This is a genomic window from Frankia sp. AvcI1, assembly GCF_001420875.1.
Lineage (GTDB): Bacteria > Actinomycetota > Actinomycetes > Frankiales > Frankiaceae > Frankia > Frankia alni.
Genome location: NZ_LJFZ01000027.1, coordinates 77690 through 92588 on the forward strand (window position 1 = coordinate 77690; position 14899 = coordinate 92588).

The 14899-nt window shown below is 73.6% G+C and carries 8 protein-coding genes and 9 pseudogenes; 11 read left to right on the forward strand and 6 right to left on the reverse strand.

Annotated features, from left to right (window positions below; all coding sequences use genetic code 11):
- Positions 1–38: 38 nt before the first annotated feature.
- Both UK94_RS23840 and UK94_RS76430 read right to left on the reverse strand, forming a co-directional pair.
- On the reverse strand, positions 39–656 hold a 618-nt coding region (locus UK94_RS23840), incomplete at its 5' end, for a DUF308 domain-containing protein (protein ID WP_235489493.1).
- A 1-nt stretch (position 657) separates the two neighbouring features.
- A pseudogene (locus UK94_RS76430) lies at positions 658–860 on the reverse strand (hypothetical protein); the annotation flags it as partial.
- A gap of 385 nt (positions 861–1245) precedes the next feature.
- On the opposite strand from UK94_RS76430, the gene UK94_RS23845 reads away from it, so the two are divergent.
- From UK94_RS23845 to UK94_RS23850, 3 genes and pseudogenes are all read left to right on the forward strand, one after another.
- Complete coding sequence (locus tag UK94_RS23845; RefSeq protein WP_235489495.1) at positions 1246–2361, forward strand: ferredoxin reductase; 1116 nt, start codon at positions 1246–1248, stop codon at positions 2359–2361.
- Between the two features lie 29 nt (positions 2362–2390).
- Positions 2391–2544 (forward strand): annotated as a pseudogene (locus tag UK94_RS63685) (acyl-CoA desaturase); the annotation flags it as partial.
- A gap of 83 nt (positions 2545–2627) precedes the next feature.
- Positions 2628–3503, forward strand: a pseudogene (locus tag UK94_RS23850) (acyl-CoA desaturase); the annotation flags it as partial.
- Positions 3504–3575: 72 nt separating this feature from the next.
- Here the strand turns inward: UK94_RS23850 and UK94_RS63690 are convergent.
- The 4 genes and pseudogenes from UK94_RS63690 to UK94_RS63705 all read right to left on the reverse strand — a co-directional run.
- Positions 3576–4946: ATP-binding protein (locus UK94_RS63690; protein ID WP_235489497.1), on the reverse strand; the 1371-nt coding region annotated here is incomplete at its 5' end.
- Positions 4947–4991: 45 nt separating this feature from the next.
- Positions 4992–6450, reverse strand: a 1459-nt coding sequence (locus UK94_RS63695; protein WP_235489499.1) for a HAMP domain-containing protein, incomplete at both ends; no start/stop codon positions are given.
- 1 nt (position 6451) lies between these two features.
- Positions 6452–6695 (reverse strand): annotated as a pseudogene (locus UK94_RS63700) (HAMP domain-containing protein); the annotation flags it as partial.
- Position 6696: 1 nt separating this feature from the next.
- Positions 6697–7130, reverse strand: a pseudogene (locus UK94_RS63705) (HAMP domain-containing protein); the annotation flags it as partial.
- Between the two features lie 224 nt (positions 7131–7354).
- Between UK94_RS63705 and UK94_RS23860 the strand changes: the two are divergent.
- From UK94_RS23860 to UK94_RS23880, 8 genes and pseudogenes are all read left to right on the forward strand, one after another.
- Positions 7355–9653, forward strand: a 2299-nt coding sequence (locus UK94_RS23860) for a SpoIIE family protein phosphatase (RefSeq protein WP_313949583.1), incomplete at its 3' end; no start/stop codon positions are given.
- Position 9654: 1 nt separating this feature from the next.
- Positions 9655–9901 (forward strand): annotated as a pseudogene (locus UK94_RS63710) (SpoIIE family protein phosphatase); the annotation flags it as partial.
- Between the two features lie 604 nt (positions 9902–10505).
- A pseudogene (locus UK94_RS63715) lies at positions 10506–10876 on the forward strand (hypothetical protein); the annotation flags it as partial.
- A 1-nt stretch (position 10877) separates the two neighbouring features.
- Positions 10878–11034, forward strand: a pseudogene (locus UK94_RS63720) (hypothetical protein); the annotation flags it as partial.
- 1 nt (position 11035) lies between these two features.
- A pseudogene (locus UK94_RS63725) lies at positions 11036–11363 on the forward strand (hypothetical protein); the annotation flags it as partial.
- Positions 11364–11620: 257 nt separating this feature from the next.
- Positions 11621–12370: a methyltransferase domain-containing protein gene (locus UK94_RS23870; protein ID WP_055751620.1), complete on the forward strand. Its 750-nt coding sequence runs from the start codon at positions 11621–11623 to the stop codon at positions 12368–12370.
- The gene (locus tag UK94_RS23875) at positions 12367–13617 is read left to right on the forward strand and encodes an acyl-CoA dehydrogenase family protein (protein ID WP_200912892.1); all 1251 of its coding nucleotides are present in this window, start codon (positions 12367–12369) and stop codon (positions 13615–13617) included. Before UK94_RS23870 ends, UK94_RS23875 begins: the two co-directional genes overlap by 4 nt.
- A complete protein-coding gene (locus UK94_RS23880; protein WP_235489503.1) occupies positions 13614–14732 on the forward strand; it encodes a type III polyketide synthase in 1119 nt (372 codons plus the stop codon). The genes UK94_RS23875 and UK94_RS23880 overlap by 4 nt, the downstream gene beginning before the upstream one ends.
- The last annotated feature ends 167 nt before the right edge of the window (positions 14733–14899 follow it).

A 14899-nucleotide genomic window follows, 5' to 3' on the forward strand; every position in this document is an offset into this window, starting at 1 on the left:
AACCGCCCGATTCCTACCGCCGATCGCCTACCGGTCGCCTACCGGTCGCCGCCGGTGTAGCTGTCGCCGCCCGGGTAGCGGTCGGCGGCCGTCGTCGCCCGCTGGGCGCGGCCCCCCTCCAGGCGGCCGCCCTCCGCGACCGCCCGGCCGCCGAAGCCGGCGGTCGTCAGGTCGTCCAGGTGCAGGCAGTCCAGGGGCGCGGGCGACCGGACTCCCCGCAGCCGCAGGGCCATGGCGATCTTGGTCAGGCCAAGCGCGAGGGCGGCGAGCCCGACCCACAGGGCAAGCAGCGACCGCGAGTCCCGCGGGTAGCCCACCGCCCAGAACGCGGCCCCGATCTCCAGCGCGCCGACGACGAGCGGCATCCACCACTGCGCCGGCGCCCGCCCGTCCGCCTCGACCTCGGCGTGCTGCTCGGAGCGCCGGGCCGCGAACGAGTTGATGATGTCGTACACACCCTTGATCAGAAAGAACCAGGCCACCGTCCGAGCCACCACCTTGAAGGTGGGATCCGGCCAGACCAGCGCCACGATCCCGCCCACCACGAACAGCGCGGCGAGCAGCAGGTGAGACCACCGCCAGTCCCGGGCGGTCGCCCTCGCGGCCAGCACCTCGCTGACCGCGCCGAGCAGCAGGACGATCCCCAGCACCACCGCNATCTTCTTCAGGGAATTCATGTCGAACTGCGGGATCGCCAGCGCAAACAGCGCGAAAGCCACCCCGACAGCGAGAAGCGCGTACCACGGAATACCGGATGGCCGCGACTGCGTCCTTCGTTCCGCAGCCCGTTGATCGATCACAGTGCCCACCCCCGTCTTGTCAGGGTCGTCCCGTCTGGCGGGATCCGTCCCCTGGACCACAGGTCAGCACCCTGATTCCCACCGTGGAGCCGACCACGCATGGCCACCGGAAATCACGCGGGGATGCTCACGGAAGGCGGGTGAGCCCGACGGACCGCCGGCGGCGGTACCGGACCATTCGGGTCAGACCCGGCCCGCCCCCGCGAGCCGCATTCAGCTGACCGACCGCGCAGGAATCCTCGGGAAGGCACTGCCAAAGGCCGCCTACGCCAACCACGGGGCACATTGATCGAATCGACGGCCCGAGGCTGCGGTGTAACCTGCCGTCGAGCCGACCCGAAGTCGCTGTGCCCCCGCTCGGAATCACCGGGATNCTCGGAGTCACCGGGATTCTCTTCGGAAAGACGTCTGGTCCGGTATGGCCGCCGGCGAGGTGATTCGATCGATGCTGACCTTCAGGCGGAAGCTGACCAAGCGGCCGATGCCGAGCGTGCGGCCGATGCTGAGCGCGGCGGCAGGTGTCCTGACGAGCCCGCTGACGCCGGACGACTACCGGGCCATGGTGAACCCGCTGTGGTCGCGGCGTCAGCTGTCCGGCCGGGTCGAGGAGGTCGTGCCGGAGACCCCCGACGCCTCGACCGTCGTCCTGCGGCCCGGTCACGGGTGGCGACGGCACCTCGCCGGCCAGCACGTCGGCGTCGGCGTGGACATCGACGGCGTGTGGCACTGGCGGACGTTCTCGCTGTCGTCCCCGCCCGGCCGCCCGGACGGGCTCGTCACCATCACCGTGAAGGCCGCTCCCGGCGGGCTCGTGTCCCACCACGTGGTCCACCGGCTGCGTCCCGGCGGGATCGTCCGGCTCGGCCAGCCGGCGGGCCGGTTCGTGCTGCCGGCGGACCTGCCACCCAGGTTGCTGTTCGTGACCGCCGGCAGCGGCATCACCCCGGTGATGTCGATGCTGCGCGATCTCGCCCTCACCGGAGACCGGCCCGACATCCTCCTCGCGCACGTCGCACCCGACGGGCCGGCGGTCATCTTCGGTGACGAACTGCGCCGGATGGCCGCCCGAACCCCCGGTCTGCACCTGCACGAGCATCACACCCGTCCCCGCCCCGGCCGGCGGGCGAGGCGGCCGACGATGGCCGATCTGGCCGCCGCCTGCGCCGATCTGCCGGATCGGCCGGCGTGGGTCTGCGGGCCGCGGGGACTACTCGACGACGCGGAGGCGTACTGGCGGGCGGCTGGCATCGCCGACCGGCTGCGGACGGAACGGTTCCAGCCGGTGACACGCCCGTCCGCCGGGCCCGGCGGGCGGGTGCGTTTCGTCCGCAGCGGACGGGAGACGCTTGCCGATGCGGGCACGCCCCTGCTGGCGGCGGGTGAGAAGGCGGACGTCTCCATGCCGAGCGGCTGCCGGATGGGGGTCTGCCGCACCTGCCTGGCCCGCCTGGCCGGCGGCCGGGTCCGGGACCTGCGCACCGGCGAGGAGCACGGCGACCCGGGCGACGTCATCCAGACCTGCGTGTCCACCGCCGTCGGCGACGTCGATCTCGACCTGTGACCCGAACCGAACCTGTGAGGAGAACACGGATGCCAGCGCCCACGCACCTGCGCGCCCGAGACATCGAGGAGTTCGGCCGGGAGCTCGACCGGCTGCGGGCCGAGGTCATCGCGAGCCGCGGCGAGGACGACGCCCGCTACATCCGCCGGGTGATCGCCGCCCAGCGCAGGCTCGAGGTCGGCGNCCGGACGGTCATGTTCGCGTCCCTGCTGCCACCGGCATGGCTGACCGNCACGACGATGCTCGCCGTCGCCAAGATCCTCGANAACATGGAGATCGGGCACAACGTCCTGCACGGCCAGTGGGACTGGATGCGCGACCCGGACATCCATTCCACCACCTGGGAATGGGACTTCGCCTCACCCGCCGAGCAGTGGCGGCACTCCCACAACTACGCCCACCACACCTACACGAACGTGCTCGGCCGGGATCGGGATCTCGGGTACGGCATGCTGCGGGTCTCCCCCGAGCAGCCCTGGCACCCCGTGTACCTGGCCCAGCCCCTCTACAACCTGGGTCTCGCGGCCGTCTTCGAGTACGGCATCGCGATCTACGACGCGGAGATCGACAAGGCGTGGCAGGGCGAGAAGGGCTGGGGGGAGACGGCGGGCCAGCTCGCACGGGCGCTGCGCAAGGCCGCCCGCCAGGGGCTCAAGGACTACGTGGCGTTCCCGCTGCTGGGCGGTCCGGCGTTCCTGCCCGTCCTGCTGGGCAACCTCACCGCGAACGTCACCCGCAACGTCTGGGCGCACACCATCATCGTCTGCGGCCACTTCCCGGCGGGCACCCGGACCTTCACCGAGGACGAGATCGCCGAGGAGAGCCGGGGCGAGTGGTACCTGCGCCAGCTCCTCGGCTCCGCCAACATCAGCGGCCCGGCGCTTCTGCATCTGCTGTCCGGCAACCTCAGCCACCAGATCGAACACCACCTCTTCCCGGACCTGCCCAGCAACCGGTACGCGCAGATCGCCCCGCGGGTGCGCGAGCTGTGTGAACGCTTCGGCCTGCCCTACACCACCGGCTCGCTGCCCCGGCAGACGGCGAGCGTCTGGCGACAGATCACCCGCCTGGCGCTGCCCGGCCCGGTGCGCTCGGCGACGCGCCGCGGCCGGACCGAACCCGTCGTCCCCCGCGCCGCCTGACCTCCGCCCGAACCTCCGCNCGACGGCCGACCTGGCGGCGCACCGGCCGGCCTGGAGCNGCCCCCGGCCCGCCTACCGAGGGTGCCCGCCGGGGGCGAGGCCGGCCCGGATGCAGGCGAGGAGCTCCTCGATGTCCACGGGCTTGGTGACGTAGTCGGTGGCCCCGGCGTCGAGGCACTTCTGCCGGTCGTCCGGCATCGCCTTGGCGGTGACGGCGATGATCGGCAGATCGGCGAACTGGGGCATGGCCCGGATGGCGGTGGTCGTGGCGTAGCCGTCCATCTCGGGCATCATCACGTCCATCAGCACGAGGTCGATGCCCGGGTTTGACCGCAGCGCGTCGATGCCCATCCGGCCGTCGGCGGCGTGGATCACCCGCAGCCCGTAGAGGTCGAGGATGCTGGTGATGGCGAAGACGTTGCGCACGTCGTCGTCGACCACCAGCACGGTGCGCCCGGCGATCCCCGGCGCACCGGCCACCTCCGGCGCCGGGGACGGGCCCGGATCGACGAGAGTCGACGCCGTCGTCGGCGCCGCTGCGGTCGCGGTCACCAGGTGCAGCCCCGGCTTCGCCTCGTCCACGGGGGTCGCGGCGGGGAGCGCGGCCCGCGGGGAGGGGGGAACGGCGGCCGGCTGTTCGGCAGCAGGCTGAGGGCCGTCGGACGAGGTGGTCGCGGCCGGGGCCATGGGCAGTTGGAGGGTGAAGGTGCTGCCCCGTCCGAACTCGCTGCGGGCCTGGATCTCCCCACCCAGCAGGGTCGCCACCTCGCGGCAGATCGACAGCCCGAGGCCGGTGCCGCCGTAACGTCGGCTGGTGGTGCCGTCGCCCTGCTGGAACGCCCCGAAGATGCGTTCGAGGTTCTCCGCCGCGATCCCGATGCCGGTGTCGGACACCGAGAACAGCACGGCCTGTCCCGGGGCGCGCCCGCCGGCGCCGGCGCCGGACACCGCGATGGCCAGGTCGACGCTGCCCTGCTCGGTGAACTTCACCGCGTTCGACAGCAGGTTGCGCAGCACCTGCGCGACCAGGTGGCGATCGGTGCGCAGCCGCGCGGGCAGGTCGGGCGCCATCGCGACGGTGAAGCGCAGGCCCTTCTCCGCGGTGATGGGCGAGAAGGTGGCCTGGACGTCTTCGACGATGTCCACCAGGGCGACCTCCTCGACGTGGACGTCCATCTTCCCGGCCTCGACCTTGGACAGGTCGAGGATGTCGTTGATGAGCTGCAGCAGATCCGAACCCGCGGAGTGGATGACGTGGGCGTACTCGACCTGCTTCGGTGACAGGTTGCGGGTCGGGTTCTGCGCCAGCAGCCGGGCCAGGATCAGCAGGCTGTTCAGCGGCGTGCGCAGCTCGTGGGACATGTTCGCCAGGAACTCGGACTTGTACTTCGAGGCGAGCGCGAGCTGGCGGGCCCGCTCCTCCAGCTCCTGTCGGGCCTGCTCNATCTCGAAGTTCTTGACCTCGATGTCGTGGTTCTNCCGGGCCANCAGGGTGGCCTTCTCCTCCAGCTCGGCGTTGGAGAGCTGAAGGTCCTCCTGCCGGGACTGCAGTTCCTCGGACCGCGCCCGCAGCTCGGAGGCGAGCCGCTGGGACTCGTCCAGCAGGGAGTCGGTGCGGGCGTTCGCGATGATCGTGTTGACGTTGACGCCGATGGTCTCCGTGAGCAGGTTCAGGAAGTCGTGGTGGACCTGGGCGAAGGGGCTGAAGGAGGCGAGCTCGATGACGCCGAGCACCTGGTCCTCGAACAGGATCGGCAGCACGATCAGGGCGACCGGCGCCGACTGCCCGAGGCTCGAGGCGATCTGCAGGTAGTCGGCGGGGGTGTTCGCGACGACGATCGTCCGCTTCGTCCGCGCGGCCTGCCCGACCAGGGACTGCCCGAAGTCGAACCGGCGCGGGACGTCCCACGGGGCCTGGTAGCCGTAGCTCGCGATCAGGTTCAGCGCCGGCCGGTCGACCCCCGACTCGGCGAGCAGGAAGGCGCCGTACTGGGCGTCGACCATCGGCGTCAGCTCGTCGATGACGAGCTGGGCGACGGTCTGCAGGTCGCGGTGGCCCTGCATCAGCCCGCCGATGTGGGCGAGGCTGGTCTTGAGCCAGTCCTGTTCCTGGTTCGCGCGGGTCGTCTCGCGCAGCGAGCGGACCATCGCGTTGATGTTGTCCTTGAGCTCGGCGACCTCGCCCTGGGCGTCGACGTCGATCGACCGGGTCAGGTCGCCGGTGGCGACGGCGCTGGTGACGGCGGCGATCGCCCGGACCTGCCGGGTGAGGTTCCCGGCCAGCTCGTTGACGTTCTCGGTCAGGCGCTTCCAGGTGCCCGACAGGCCCTCGACCTCGGCCTGGCCGCCGAGGATGCCGTCCGTGCCGACCTCGCGGGCCACCCGCGTCACCTCGGCCGCGAACGAGGACAACTGGTCGACCATCGTGTTGATGGTCGTCTTCAGCTCGAGGATCTCCCCGCGGGCGTCGACGTCGATCTTGCGGGTCAGGTCACCCCGGGCGACCGCCGTCGTGACCTGGGCGATGTTGCGGACCTGGCTGGTCAGGTTGTTCGCCATGAAGTTGACGTTGTCGGTGAGGTCCTTCCAGGTGCCGGACACCCCCTTCACGCTCGCCTGGCCGCCGAGGCGGCCGTCGGTGCCGACCTCGCGGGCCACCCGGGTCACCTCGTCGGCGAAGGCGCCGAGCGTGTCCACCATCGTGTTGATCGTGGCGGCCAGCGCGGCGACCTCGCCCTTCGCCTCCACCGTGATCTTCTGTGACAGGTCGCCGCGGGCCACACCCGTGGCGACCTGCGCGATGGACCGGACCTGCGCCGTCAGGTTCGAGGCCATCACGTTGACGTTGTCGGTGAGGTCCTTCCAGGTTCCCGACACGCCGCGGACGTTGGCCTGGCCGCCGAGGTTGCCCTGGGTGCCGACCTCGCGGGCCACCCGGGTCACCTCGNCGGCGAAGCCGGAGAGCTGGTCGACCATCGTGTTGATGGTCTCCTTGAGCTCGAGAATCTCGCCGCGGGCGTCGACCCGGATCTTCTGCGACAGGTCCCCCCGGGCGACCGCCGTGGTCACCTGGGCGATCGAGCGGACCTGGTCGGTGAGGTTGCCGGCCATGACGTTCACCGACTCGGTCAGGTCACGCCAGGTCCCCGAGACGCCCTTGACGTCCGCCTGCCCGCCGAGCCGCCCGTCGGTNATCGTGCTCTTGAGCTCCAGGATCTCACCCCGGGCATCCACAGTGATCTTCTGCGACAGGTCGCCCTTCGCCACCGCCGTCGCGACCTGCGCGATGTCGCGGACCTGGCCGGTCAGGTTGCCGGCCATGGCGTTGACGTTGTCCGTCAGGTCCTTCCACGAGCCCGAGACGCCGGGCACCTCGGCCTGGCCGCCGAGCTTGCCCTCGGTGCCGACCTCGCGCGCCACCCGCGTCACCTCGGAGGTGAACAGGGCGAGCTGGTCGATCATCCCGTTGAAGACCGTGGCGATCTCGTCCAGCAGATCGTCGCCGACCCTGGGCAGGCGGGTGCCGAAATCACCTCCCCGCACGGCGGTGAGCCCGGCCAGCAGCTGCCGCAGGGCCGGATCGTCCAACCTCGCGCGCGCCGCTTCACGATCCGTGACCTCGGTCACCGTTGCCTCCAGCCTGTCGCCCACGGTGCCCGCCCCCTTCCGGGAGCCGCCGCGGTCGATGTCCAGATCCGTTCGAAGCTTCTGCAGTAGGGTAAGGGTGACAAGACCGGCGTCCCGGCCATACACCCTTGTCCTGGTGAACGGCCAGCGCTCGGGGTGGACAAGGAGACACGGTCGTGGGCTCCGCGCAAGGCAGTGTTGGCCGGTCCGGCCCCGCCGCGGGCATGCTGAACGTCATCGCCGGCCAGCAGCGACAGCTCGCGGAAGCCCGGTCACGCAGTGCATCCGACGCCCTGATCGACGTCGCCACCGGAGTGCTCGTCGAACGGCTGCGGTGCTCGGTGGTCGAGGCCGGCGAGCAGCTTCGCAGCCTCGCCGCCGCGGCCGGAGTGGCCCCGGCCGACCTCGCGGCCGAGGTGCTCGGCCAGGCCCCGGGCGCGTCCCCGCGGCCGGCACTCGACCCCGAGGCCCGCCGCCGTTCCTGGCTGGCGCAGGCCGCCGTCGGTCACGCCGACGACGGCTGCCCGGTCGCGCAGGCCGTCTACGACGAGGTCCTGGCCCCGCTGGGCGCGGTGGCCGTGGCCTTCTGGCTGCTGGAGCCGGACGGCGCGCTCGCCCTGGTCGGCGAGGCCGGTCTGAGCCCGCTCGACGCGAGCCGCTGGCAGCGGATCCCGCCGCAGTTGGACTGCGCCGCCCAGCGCGCCGCCCGCCTCGGCACACCCCAGTGGTGGCCGGCCGGATCCCCGCCGCGGCCAGCGGTCGACCCGACCGGTGCGGGAGGCACGGTCGGCGCGGGAGGCACGGTCGGGCCGGCCGGCACGCTCGGCGCGGGAGGCACGGTCGGCGCGCGAGGCACGCTCGGCGCGCGAGGCACGCTCGGGCCGGCCGGTACGGGGGTCGCGGGGGGCACGGACGGGCCACCCCGGCTGGGTCCCTGGCCGGGGGCGCGGGCAGCGTTGCCGTTCCGGCGGGCCGGCGCCGTCGTGGGCGCCATGGAGGTCTGCTGGCCGGCCCCGCAGACGCAGTTCGGCGAGGGGCTGCGGCGCGAACTCGTCGCCCTCGCCGACCTCTGCCTGCGCAGCCTGCGGCCGGCGAGCGGACCCACCAGCATGCCCGGCCACATGCCCGGCCACACGTCCGGCAACGCGCCCGGCAACGCGCCCGGCACCTCGCCGACGCAGATCGGTGACGGCACGCCGACCCTGGCGGCCGGGGTCGCCTGGCTGCCGGCGCTGCTCGACGCCGTGGGCGGGTCTGTGCTGCTCACCCATGCCGAGCGCGCCGACGACGGCGAGGTGCTCGACTTCCGCATCGACCACGTCGGCGAGGGCTTCCGGGATCCGGGCGGGCGCCCAAGCGCCGAGCTGCGCGGGCGCGGCCTGCTGGAGCTCTACCCCCTCCTCGGCGCCGACGCCGGCCTGTTCGGGCGCGCGGTCGAGGTCCTGCGTACCGGCGAGCCGTACCGCGCCGACGGCACCATCCTGCTCACCCTGGTCGACGACGTGGTCGTCGGCGAGGAGGTCGACGTGCGCATCGCCCGCCTCTTCGACGGCGTCGCCATCGGCTGGACCGTCGGCGAGGCGAGCGAGGGCGGGTATTCGCTGCTACGCGCCGTGGAGCGCCTCGGCCGGTTCGGCGCCTGGCAGGAGGAGATCCGCACCGGCGCGGTCCGCTGGACCCGGCACACCCACGAGCTGTTCGGCCGGGCCGGCCACACCCCACCCATCCCCCTCGACGATCTCCACACGCACGTCCATCCCCAGGACCGGGCGGCCGTCGACCAGCTCCGTGACGCGCTGCTGCGGCTGAAGCGCTCGGTCACCGTCTCCTTCCGGGTCCTGCTTCCCGACGGGACGATGCGCCAGCTTCGCGCGCTCGCCGAGCCCGTGACCGACACCGCCGGGACGCTGGTCGCGGTCCGCGGCGTCTACCAGGACCTGACGAGCCACTACCGCACGCAGGTCGTCCTCGACGCCACCCGCCACCAGCTCGCCGACTCCGAGGCGCGGGCCGCCGGCCAGCACCGCCTCGCGCTGACCCTGCAGCAGTCGCTGCTGCCCGGCTCGGACGAGGCCGTCGAGGCCAGCGGGCTCGCCGTCGCCGTCCGCTACCGCCCCGCCGAACAGGAACACCTCGTCGGCGGCGACTGGTACGACGCCGTCACCCTCCCCGGCGGGGACGTCCTGCTCGTCGTCGGCGACGTCGCGGGCCACAGCATCCGGACCGTCTCCGGCATGGTCACCCTGCGCAACAGCCTTCGCGGCCTGGCCGTCACCGGCGCGGGACCCGCGCAGCTGCTGCACTGGCTCAACCGGGTCACCTACCATCTGACGGACGACATCACCGCGACCGTCGTCTGCGGCCTGTACCGGCCGTCGGACCACACGCTGCGGTGGGCCCGCGCGGGGCATCTGCCCCCGGTCCTCGTCCACGGCGGGTCCGCCAGCACGCTGCCGCAGCCGGACGGCCTGCTGCTCGGCGTCGAGCCCGACGCGGCCTACGAGGAGGCGGTCCACCATCTGGNCCCCGAGGACATCCTCCTGCTGTTCACCGACGGTCTCATCGAACGCCGCGGCACCGGGCTGGACACCTCCCTGGCCGCCCTACTGCGGATCGCCGCCCAGCGCCAGCCCGACGTCGCCCGGCAGGCCGACCATGTCCTCGCACACACCAGGCCCGACACCGACGACGACACCTGCCTCATCGTCATCCAGCGCCGCGACCGCCGTGCCCCCGCGCCCCAACCAGCGTCTGCCCGGCCCACTCGGTAACGCCCGCTCGCGGGGTAACGGGCGCTCGCGGGGTAACGGGCGCTCGCGGGGTAACAGGCGCTCGCCGGGTAACAGCCGCTCGCCGGGCAACAGCCGCTCGCGGGCTGACAGCCGCTCGCCGGGTAAAGGCCGGCTCGCCGGGTGACTCCTGACCTGCCCGACAACTCCCGGCCCCCGGAAGACCCGCGACGCCCGGAGAACCGGGTAACCATTCGTGCACGGAAACGTGCCGAGGCTTCGGCACGGTTTTCGGCCGAAAAACCGTGCCGAAGCCTCGGCATGATCTGGCCGCGATCTGGCCGAGATCCGGACCGGCAGGCGGCGGCCGGGGCCCGTGCCGACCGGGTCGGCCGCCGAGTGCCCCAGGGTTCACGAAGCTGGACACACGGTTCAGGCCCGGCGCGCCGGGCGGCGGTGCGGCGTGTGTCGGGCCTGCGATTCTGAGACGGTCGCGCCCATGCCAGGACCGGTCAGCCGCGCGGTCGCAGGAACGCCCAGGCGAGCAACCCTGCGAGCGGTCAGGCAAACGGCCACGGAAGCAGGCCGGCAAGCAGCCACCGGAAGGGCCATGGAAGCAGGCCGGCAAGCAGCCACCGGAAGGGCCATGGAAGCAGGCCGGCAGGCAGCCACGGGAGCGGCGCCCCGGTTGGCAGGGGGGCGAATCGTCGCGCTGGTGCGAGCCTGTCATCCGGAGCCGACGGTCGCGGTGACGCTGTTCGCGACGGCGCTCGCGGCCGCCGGCGGTCGCACGAGGGCCGGGGTCGTCGCGGTGGCGACGGCGGTCGGGACCGGTCAGCTGTCGGTCGGCTGGGGAAATGACCTCGTTGACCGTGGCCGGGACGCCGCCGGCGGCCGGACGGACAAGCCGATCGTCGTCGACGGCCTGGCGCCGGGGACGGTCGCCGGGGCCACTGCCGCAGCGCTGGTCGCGTGCGTGCCGTTGTCCTTCCTCTCCGGCGGACGGGCGGGGTCGGCNCATCTCGCCGCGGTCGCGGGTGGGTGGGCGTACAACCTCGGGCTGAAGGCGACGCCGCTGTCCGTCGCCCCCTATGCCGTCTCGTTCGCGCTGCTGCCCGCCTCCGTCGTCCTCGGACTGCCCGGCCACCCCACGCCGCCGTGGTGGCTGCCGCTGGNGGGGGCGCTGCTCGGCTCGGGCGCCCACTTCGCCAACGTCCTGCCGGACCTCGACGCCGACGCCCGCACGGGGGTGCGCGGGCTGCCGCAGCGCCTCGGCCCGGCCGGTGTGCGCGCGTCGGCGGCGTTGCTGCTCGCGGCGGGCTCCGTCGTCGCGGTGCTCGGCCCGGGGGACCCGCGGGGCTGGCAGGTGGGCGCGCTGGCCGCGGTGAGCGGGTTGACCGGGCTCGGCCTGCGCCTCGGCGACCGGCAGGCCTTCCGCGCCGCGATGGCGGTCGCCGCGATCGACGTCGCGCTCGTCGCCGCCGCCGGCACCCGCCCGGCCTGACGCCGACGCCGACACCGACACCGATACCGGCACCGGCACCGGCACCGGCACCGGCAGGCCAGCCGACACCGTGCAGGCCAGNCGACACCGTGCAGGTCATTGGATCGGGGCTGGGCGATGATTACCCTGAGCGCTACTCAGAGCACAGACTGCGTCGGACCGGTCGCCATGTCAGCCGCGGACAACGGATTCTCCAGACCAAGGGGAGACATGTGGACAGGTCGANGGGCCGACCGGCATCGATCCCGACCGGCACCGTGGTCGCGGGGCGGCGCAGACCACGGCGGGCCCGCAACGATCCCGCCCAGTACGACGATCTTGCCGCCGAGTGGTGGCCGACGCACGGGCGGTTCGCCGCGTTGCGCTGGCTCGCCGAGGCCCGTGGCCGGCTCATCCCGGACCCGCCCGAGCCCGGCGCCGCGCTGCTCGACCTCGCCTGCGGCGCCGGGCTGCTCTCCCTGGCCCTGACGGGCCGGCTCGCCGGCTGGCGGCACGTCGGCGTCGACCTGTCCTCGCCGGCGTTGCAGCAGGCCGCCGGGCACGGCGTCACGGCGATCCAGGCCGACGTGCTGCGCCTGCCGTTCCGGGACAGGCAGTTCCCCTGCGTCGTCGCCGGCGAGCTGTTCGAGCACCTCGAGGATCTGGACGCGGCCTGCGCGGCGATCGCGCGGGTGCTGGCCCCGGGCGGGACGCTCGTCATCGACACGCTCGCCGACACGCTGTTCTGCCGGGTGGCCCTGGTGGGCGTCGCCGAACGCCTTCCCGGGGGGCCGCCGCCGCGCATCCACGATCCTCGGCTGCTCGTCGCGCCCGACCGGTTGGCCCGCGCGCTGGGCGGCTGCGGCATCGAGATGACGGTCGTGGGCGGCCTTCGCCCCTCGCTCGTCGACTATGCCCGCTGGCTGGCCCGCCGGGCCGACTCGGTGCGGATGCTGCCGACCGGCTCCACCGCCGGCGTCTACCAGGCGGTCGGAACCAGGATCGAGACCGGGAGGGACGACCTGTGAACGCCACGATCCCGGCACCTCGCGGCCCCGCCGTGGACGGCGCGGGGCTCGCCGGGAGTGTCGTCGACGCGCTCGCCGCCCGTGCCGGCGCCGCCGACCGGGACGGGGAGCTGCCCGGCGCCGACCTCGACGACCTGCGCGCCGCCGGGCTTTTCGGCCTGCTGGTGCCCGCCCGGCTCGGCGGGTCCGGCGGCGGCTTCGCCGACTGGGCCGACGCGGCGCGGGTGCTCGCCGCGGGCAGCGGCGCGACCGCCCTGGTGCTGAACATGCACACCTCGGTCGTGGGCGCGTTGGCCGGGACGCCCGACGGGCTCGCCCGCACGATGGGGGCACCGGAGTCGTTCTTCGCCGCGCGCGACCGCATGCTGGCCCGCGCCGCGGCCGGGGAGTTCATCGCCGTCGCGATGAGCGAGCGGGGCGCCGGGTCCCGGCTGTCCGAGCTGAGGACCCGCTACCGGCGCGAGGACGGGGGCTACCGCATCACCGGGGTCAAGTCGTTCTGCTCGGGGGCGTCCCACGCGGACGTCTACTTCGTCGCCGCCCGCGCCGAGGACGCGGCACCGGACGCGGCACCGGACGCCGACGGCGGGGCCGCGCGGATCAGTCATTTTCTCGTCCCGCGTGGGGCCGGGGTGCGCGTCGAGCCGGCCTGGGACACCCTCGGCATGCGGGGCACCGGCAGCCACGATGTGCGCTTCGACGTCCGGGTGCCGGCGGAGGCGCTCGTCGGCGGTCTGGAGGGGCTCAGCTCGCTGGTGGCGCAGGTCATGCCGCAGTGGCTGGTCGCCTCCTACGCCGCCGTCTACGCCGGGGTCGGCCGGGCCGCGTTCGACGCGGGGGTCGCGCACGCCCGCGCCAGGCGCACGGCCGGGATGCCGGGCGGCCTCGCGGCGCTGCCCGCCGTGCGGGCCCGGTTCGGCCATGCCGACGCGGCACTGGCCGCGCTGGACGCGGTGGTCGACGAGTGCGCGCGCCGGGTCGACGCCGACCCGGGCTCGGCGTCGACGAACCGGTGGGTGTGGCGAGCCAAGCTGCTCGCCGGCCGGACGGCGCAGGACGTCGCCGCCTCGGTCGTCGAGGCGTGCGGAACCGCCGTCACCCGCCGCGGGCACCCGCTCGAACGGCTCTACCGCGACGCCCGCTGCGGGTCCCTGCAGCCCGCGACGACCGACGTCTGCGCCGACTGGCTGGGGCTCGCGGCACTCGGCGGCGACCCGGAGGCGGACGCGGACGTGGCCCGGTGGTGAGCGCGCGGACGCCGAGCGCGCGGACGCCGAGCGCGCGGACGCCCAGCACCAGGACGCCCAGCACCGGGACGTTGAGCGCCGCCGTCATCACGGGCATGGGCGCCGCGTTTCCCGGCTCCCTTGACCAGCAGAGCCTGTGGGACGAGGTCTTCGAACGGCGGTACCGGGGTGACCGGCTGGCCCGCCGGCTGTTCCTCGGCGCCGGGGTGCGGACCCGGCACGGGGTGGTGGATCCGCGGCGGGAGGACGTCAGCGGCTGGTCGACGGCCGCGCGGATGCGTCGCTACGTCGACGAGGCGCCCGCGCTGGGCGGTCGCGCCGTGCGGGGCGCGCTGGCGGACGCCGGGCTGAGCGCCGCCGAGGTCGGGCTGTTCGTCGTCGTCTCCTGCACCGGCTACGCGACGCCGGGCCTGGACATCCAGCTCGCCCGCGAGCTCGGCATGCCGGCCTCGGTGCGCCGCCTGCTGATCGGGCACATGGGCTGCTACGGCGCCATTCCGGGGATGGGCGCGGCGGCGGACTTCGTCCGGGCCCGCCGGCTGCCCGCGCTCGTGCTGTGTGTGGAACTGACCTCCCTGCACATCCAGCCCGAGCAGCCACATCGGGATCTGGAACAGGTCGTCGCGCACGCCCTGTTCGGCGACGCCGCCGCGGCGATCGTGCTCGTCCCCGACGCCGCCCACGGCCTGGAGGTGCTCGACACCACCGCCGCCACCGCCCCGGGCAGCGAGGACCTGATGACCTGGCACGTCACCGACCACGGCTTCCGCATGGGGCTGTCCCGCGAGGTGCCCGACGTCCTCGCGAAGCACGTCGAGGAGGCGACGGCGTCGCTGCTCGACCCGTTCACCGCGGACCGCGGCGACGTCGCGGGCTGGGCCGTGCATCCCGGCGGGCCGCGCATCATCGACGTCGTCGAGGAACGCCTCGGCCTCGCTGCGGCGCAGACCGCCGTGGCCCGCCGGGTGCTAGCGACCCGGGGGAACTGCTCGTCGGGCACCGTCCTGCTCGTCCTCGACCAGATCCGCGGGGGCCTCGCCGCCGGGGCGACCGCCGTCGCGATGGCGTTCGGCCCCGGCCTGACCCTCTGCCTCGCCGCGCTGCGCCGCAGGTAGCGGCAGCCCTCCCCGGAGCGGGTCACAACGAGTCACAGAGACTCATCTGCGCACAAATTTCGTCCAACATGCCGTGTGTACGGACTTTTTCGATGCTAACGTCCGTATCCGCGCAGCCATGACGGCTGCGACCTGGCTCCTGACCTCGGAAAACAGCCGCGGATGCG

What these genes read in the sequence shown, in the direction of transcription:
- UK94_RS23845 (WP_235489495.1), top strand. Translation starts at nt 1,246, where the DNA reads ATGCTGACCTTCAGGCGGAAGCTGACCAAGCGGCCGATGCCGAGCGTG.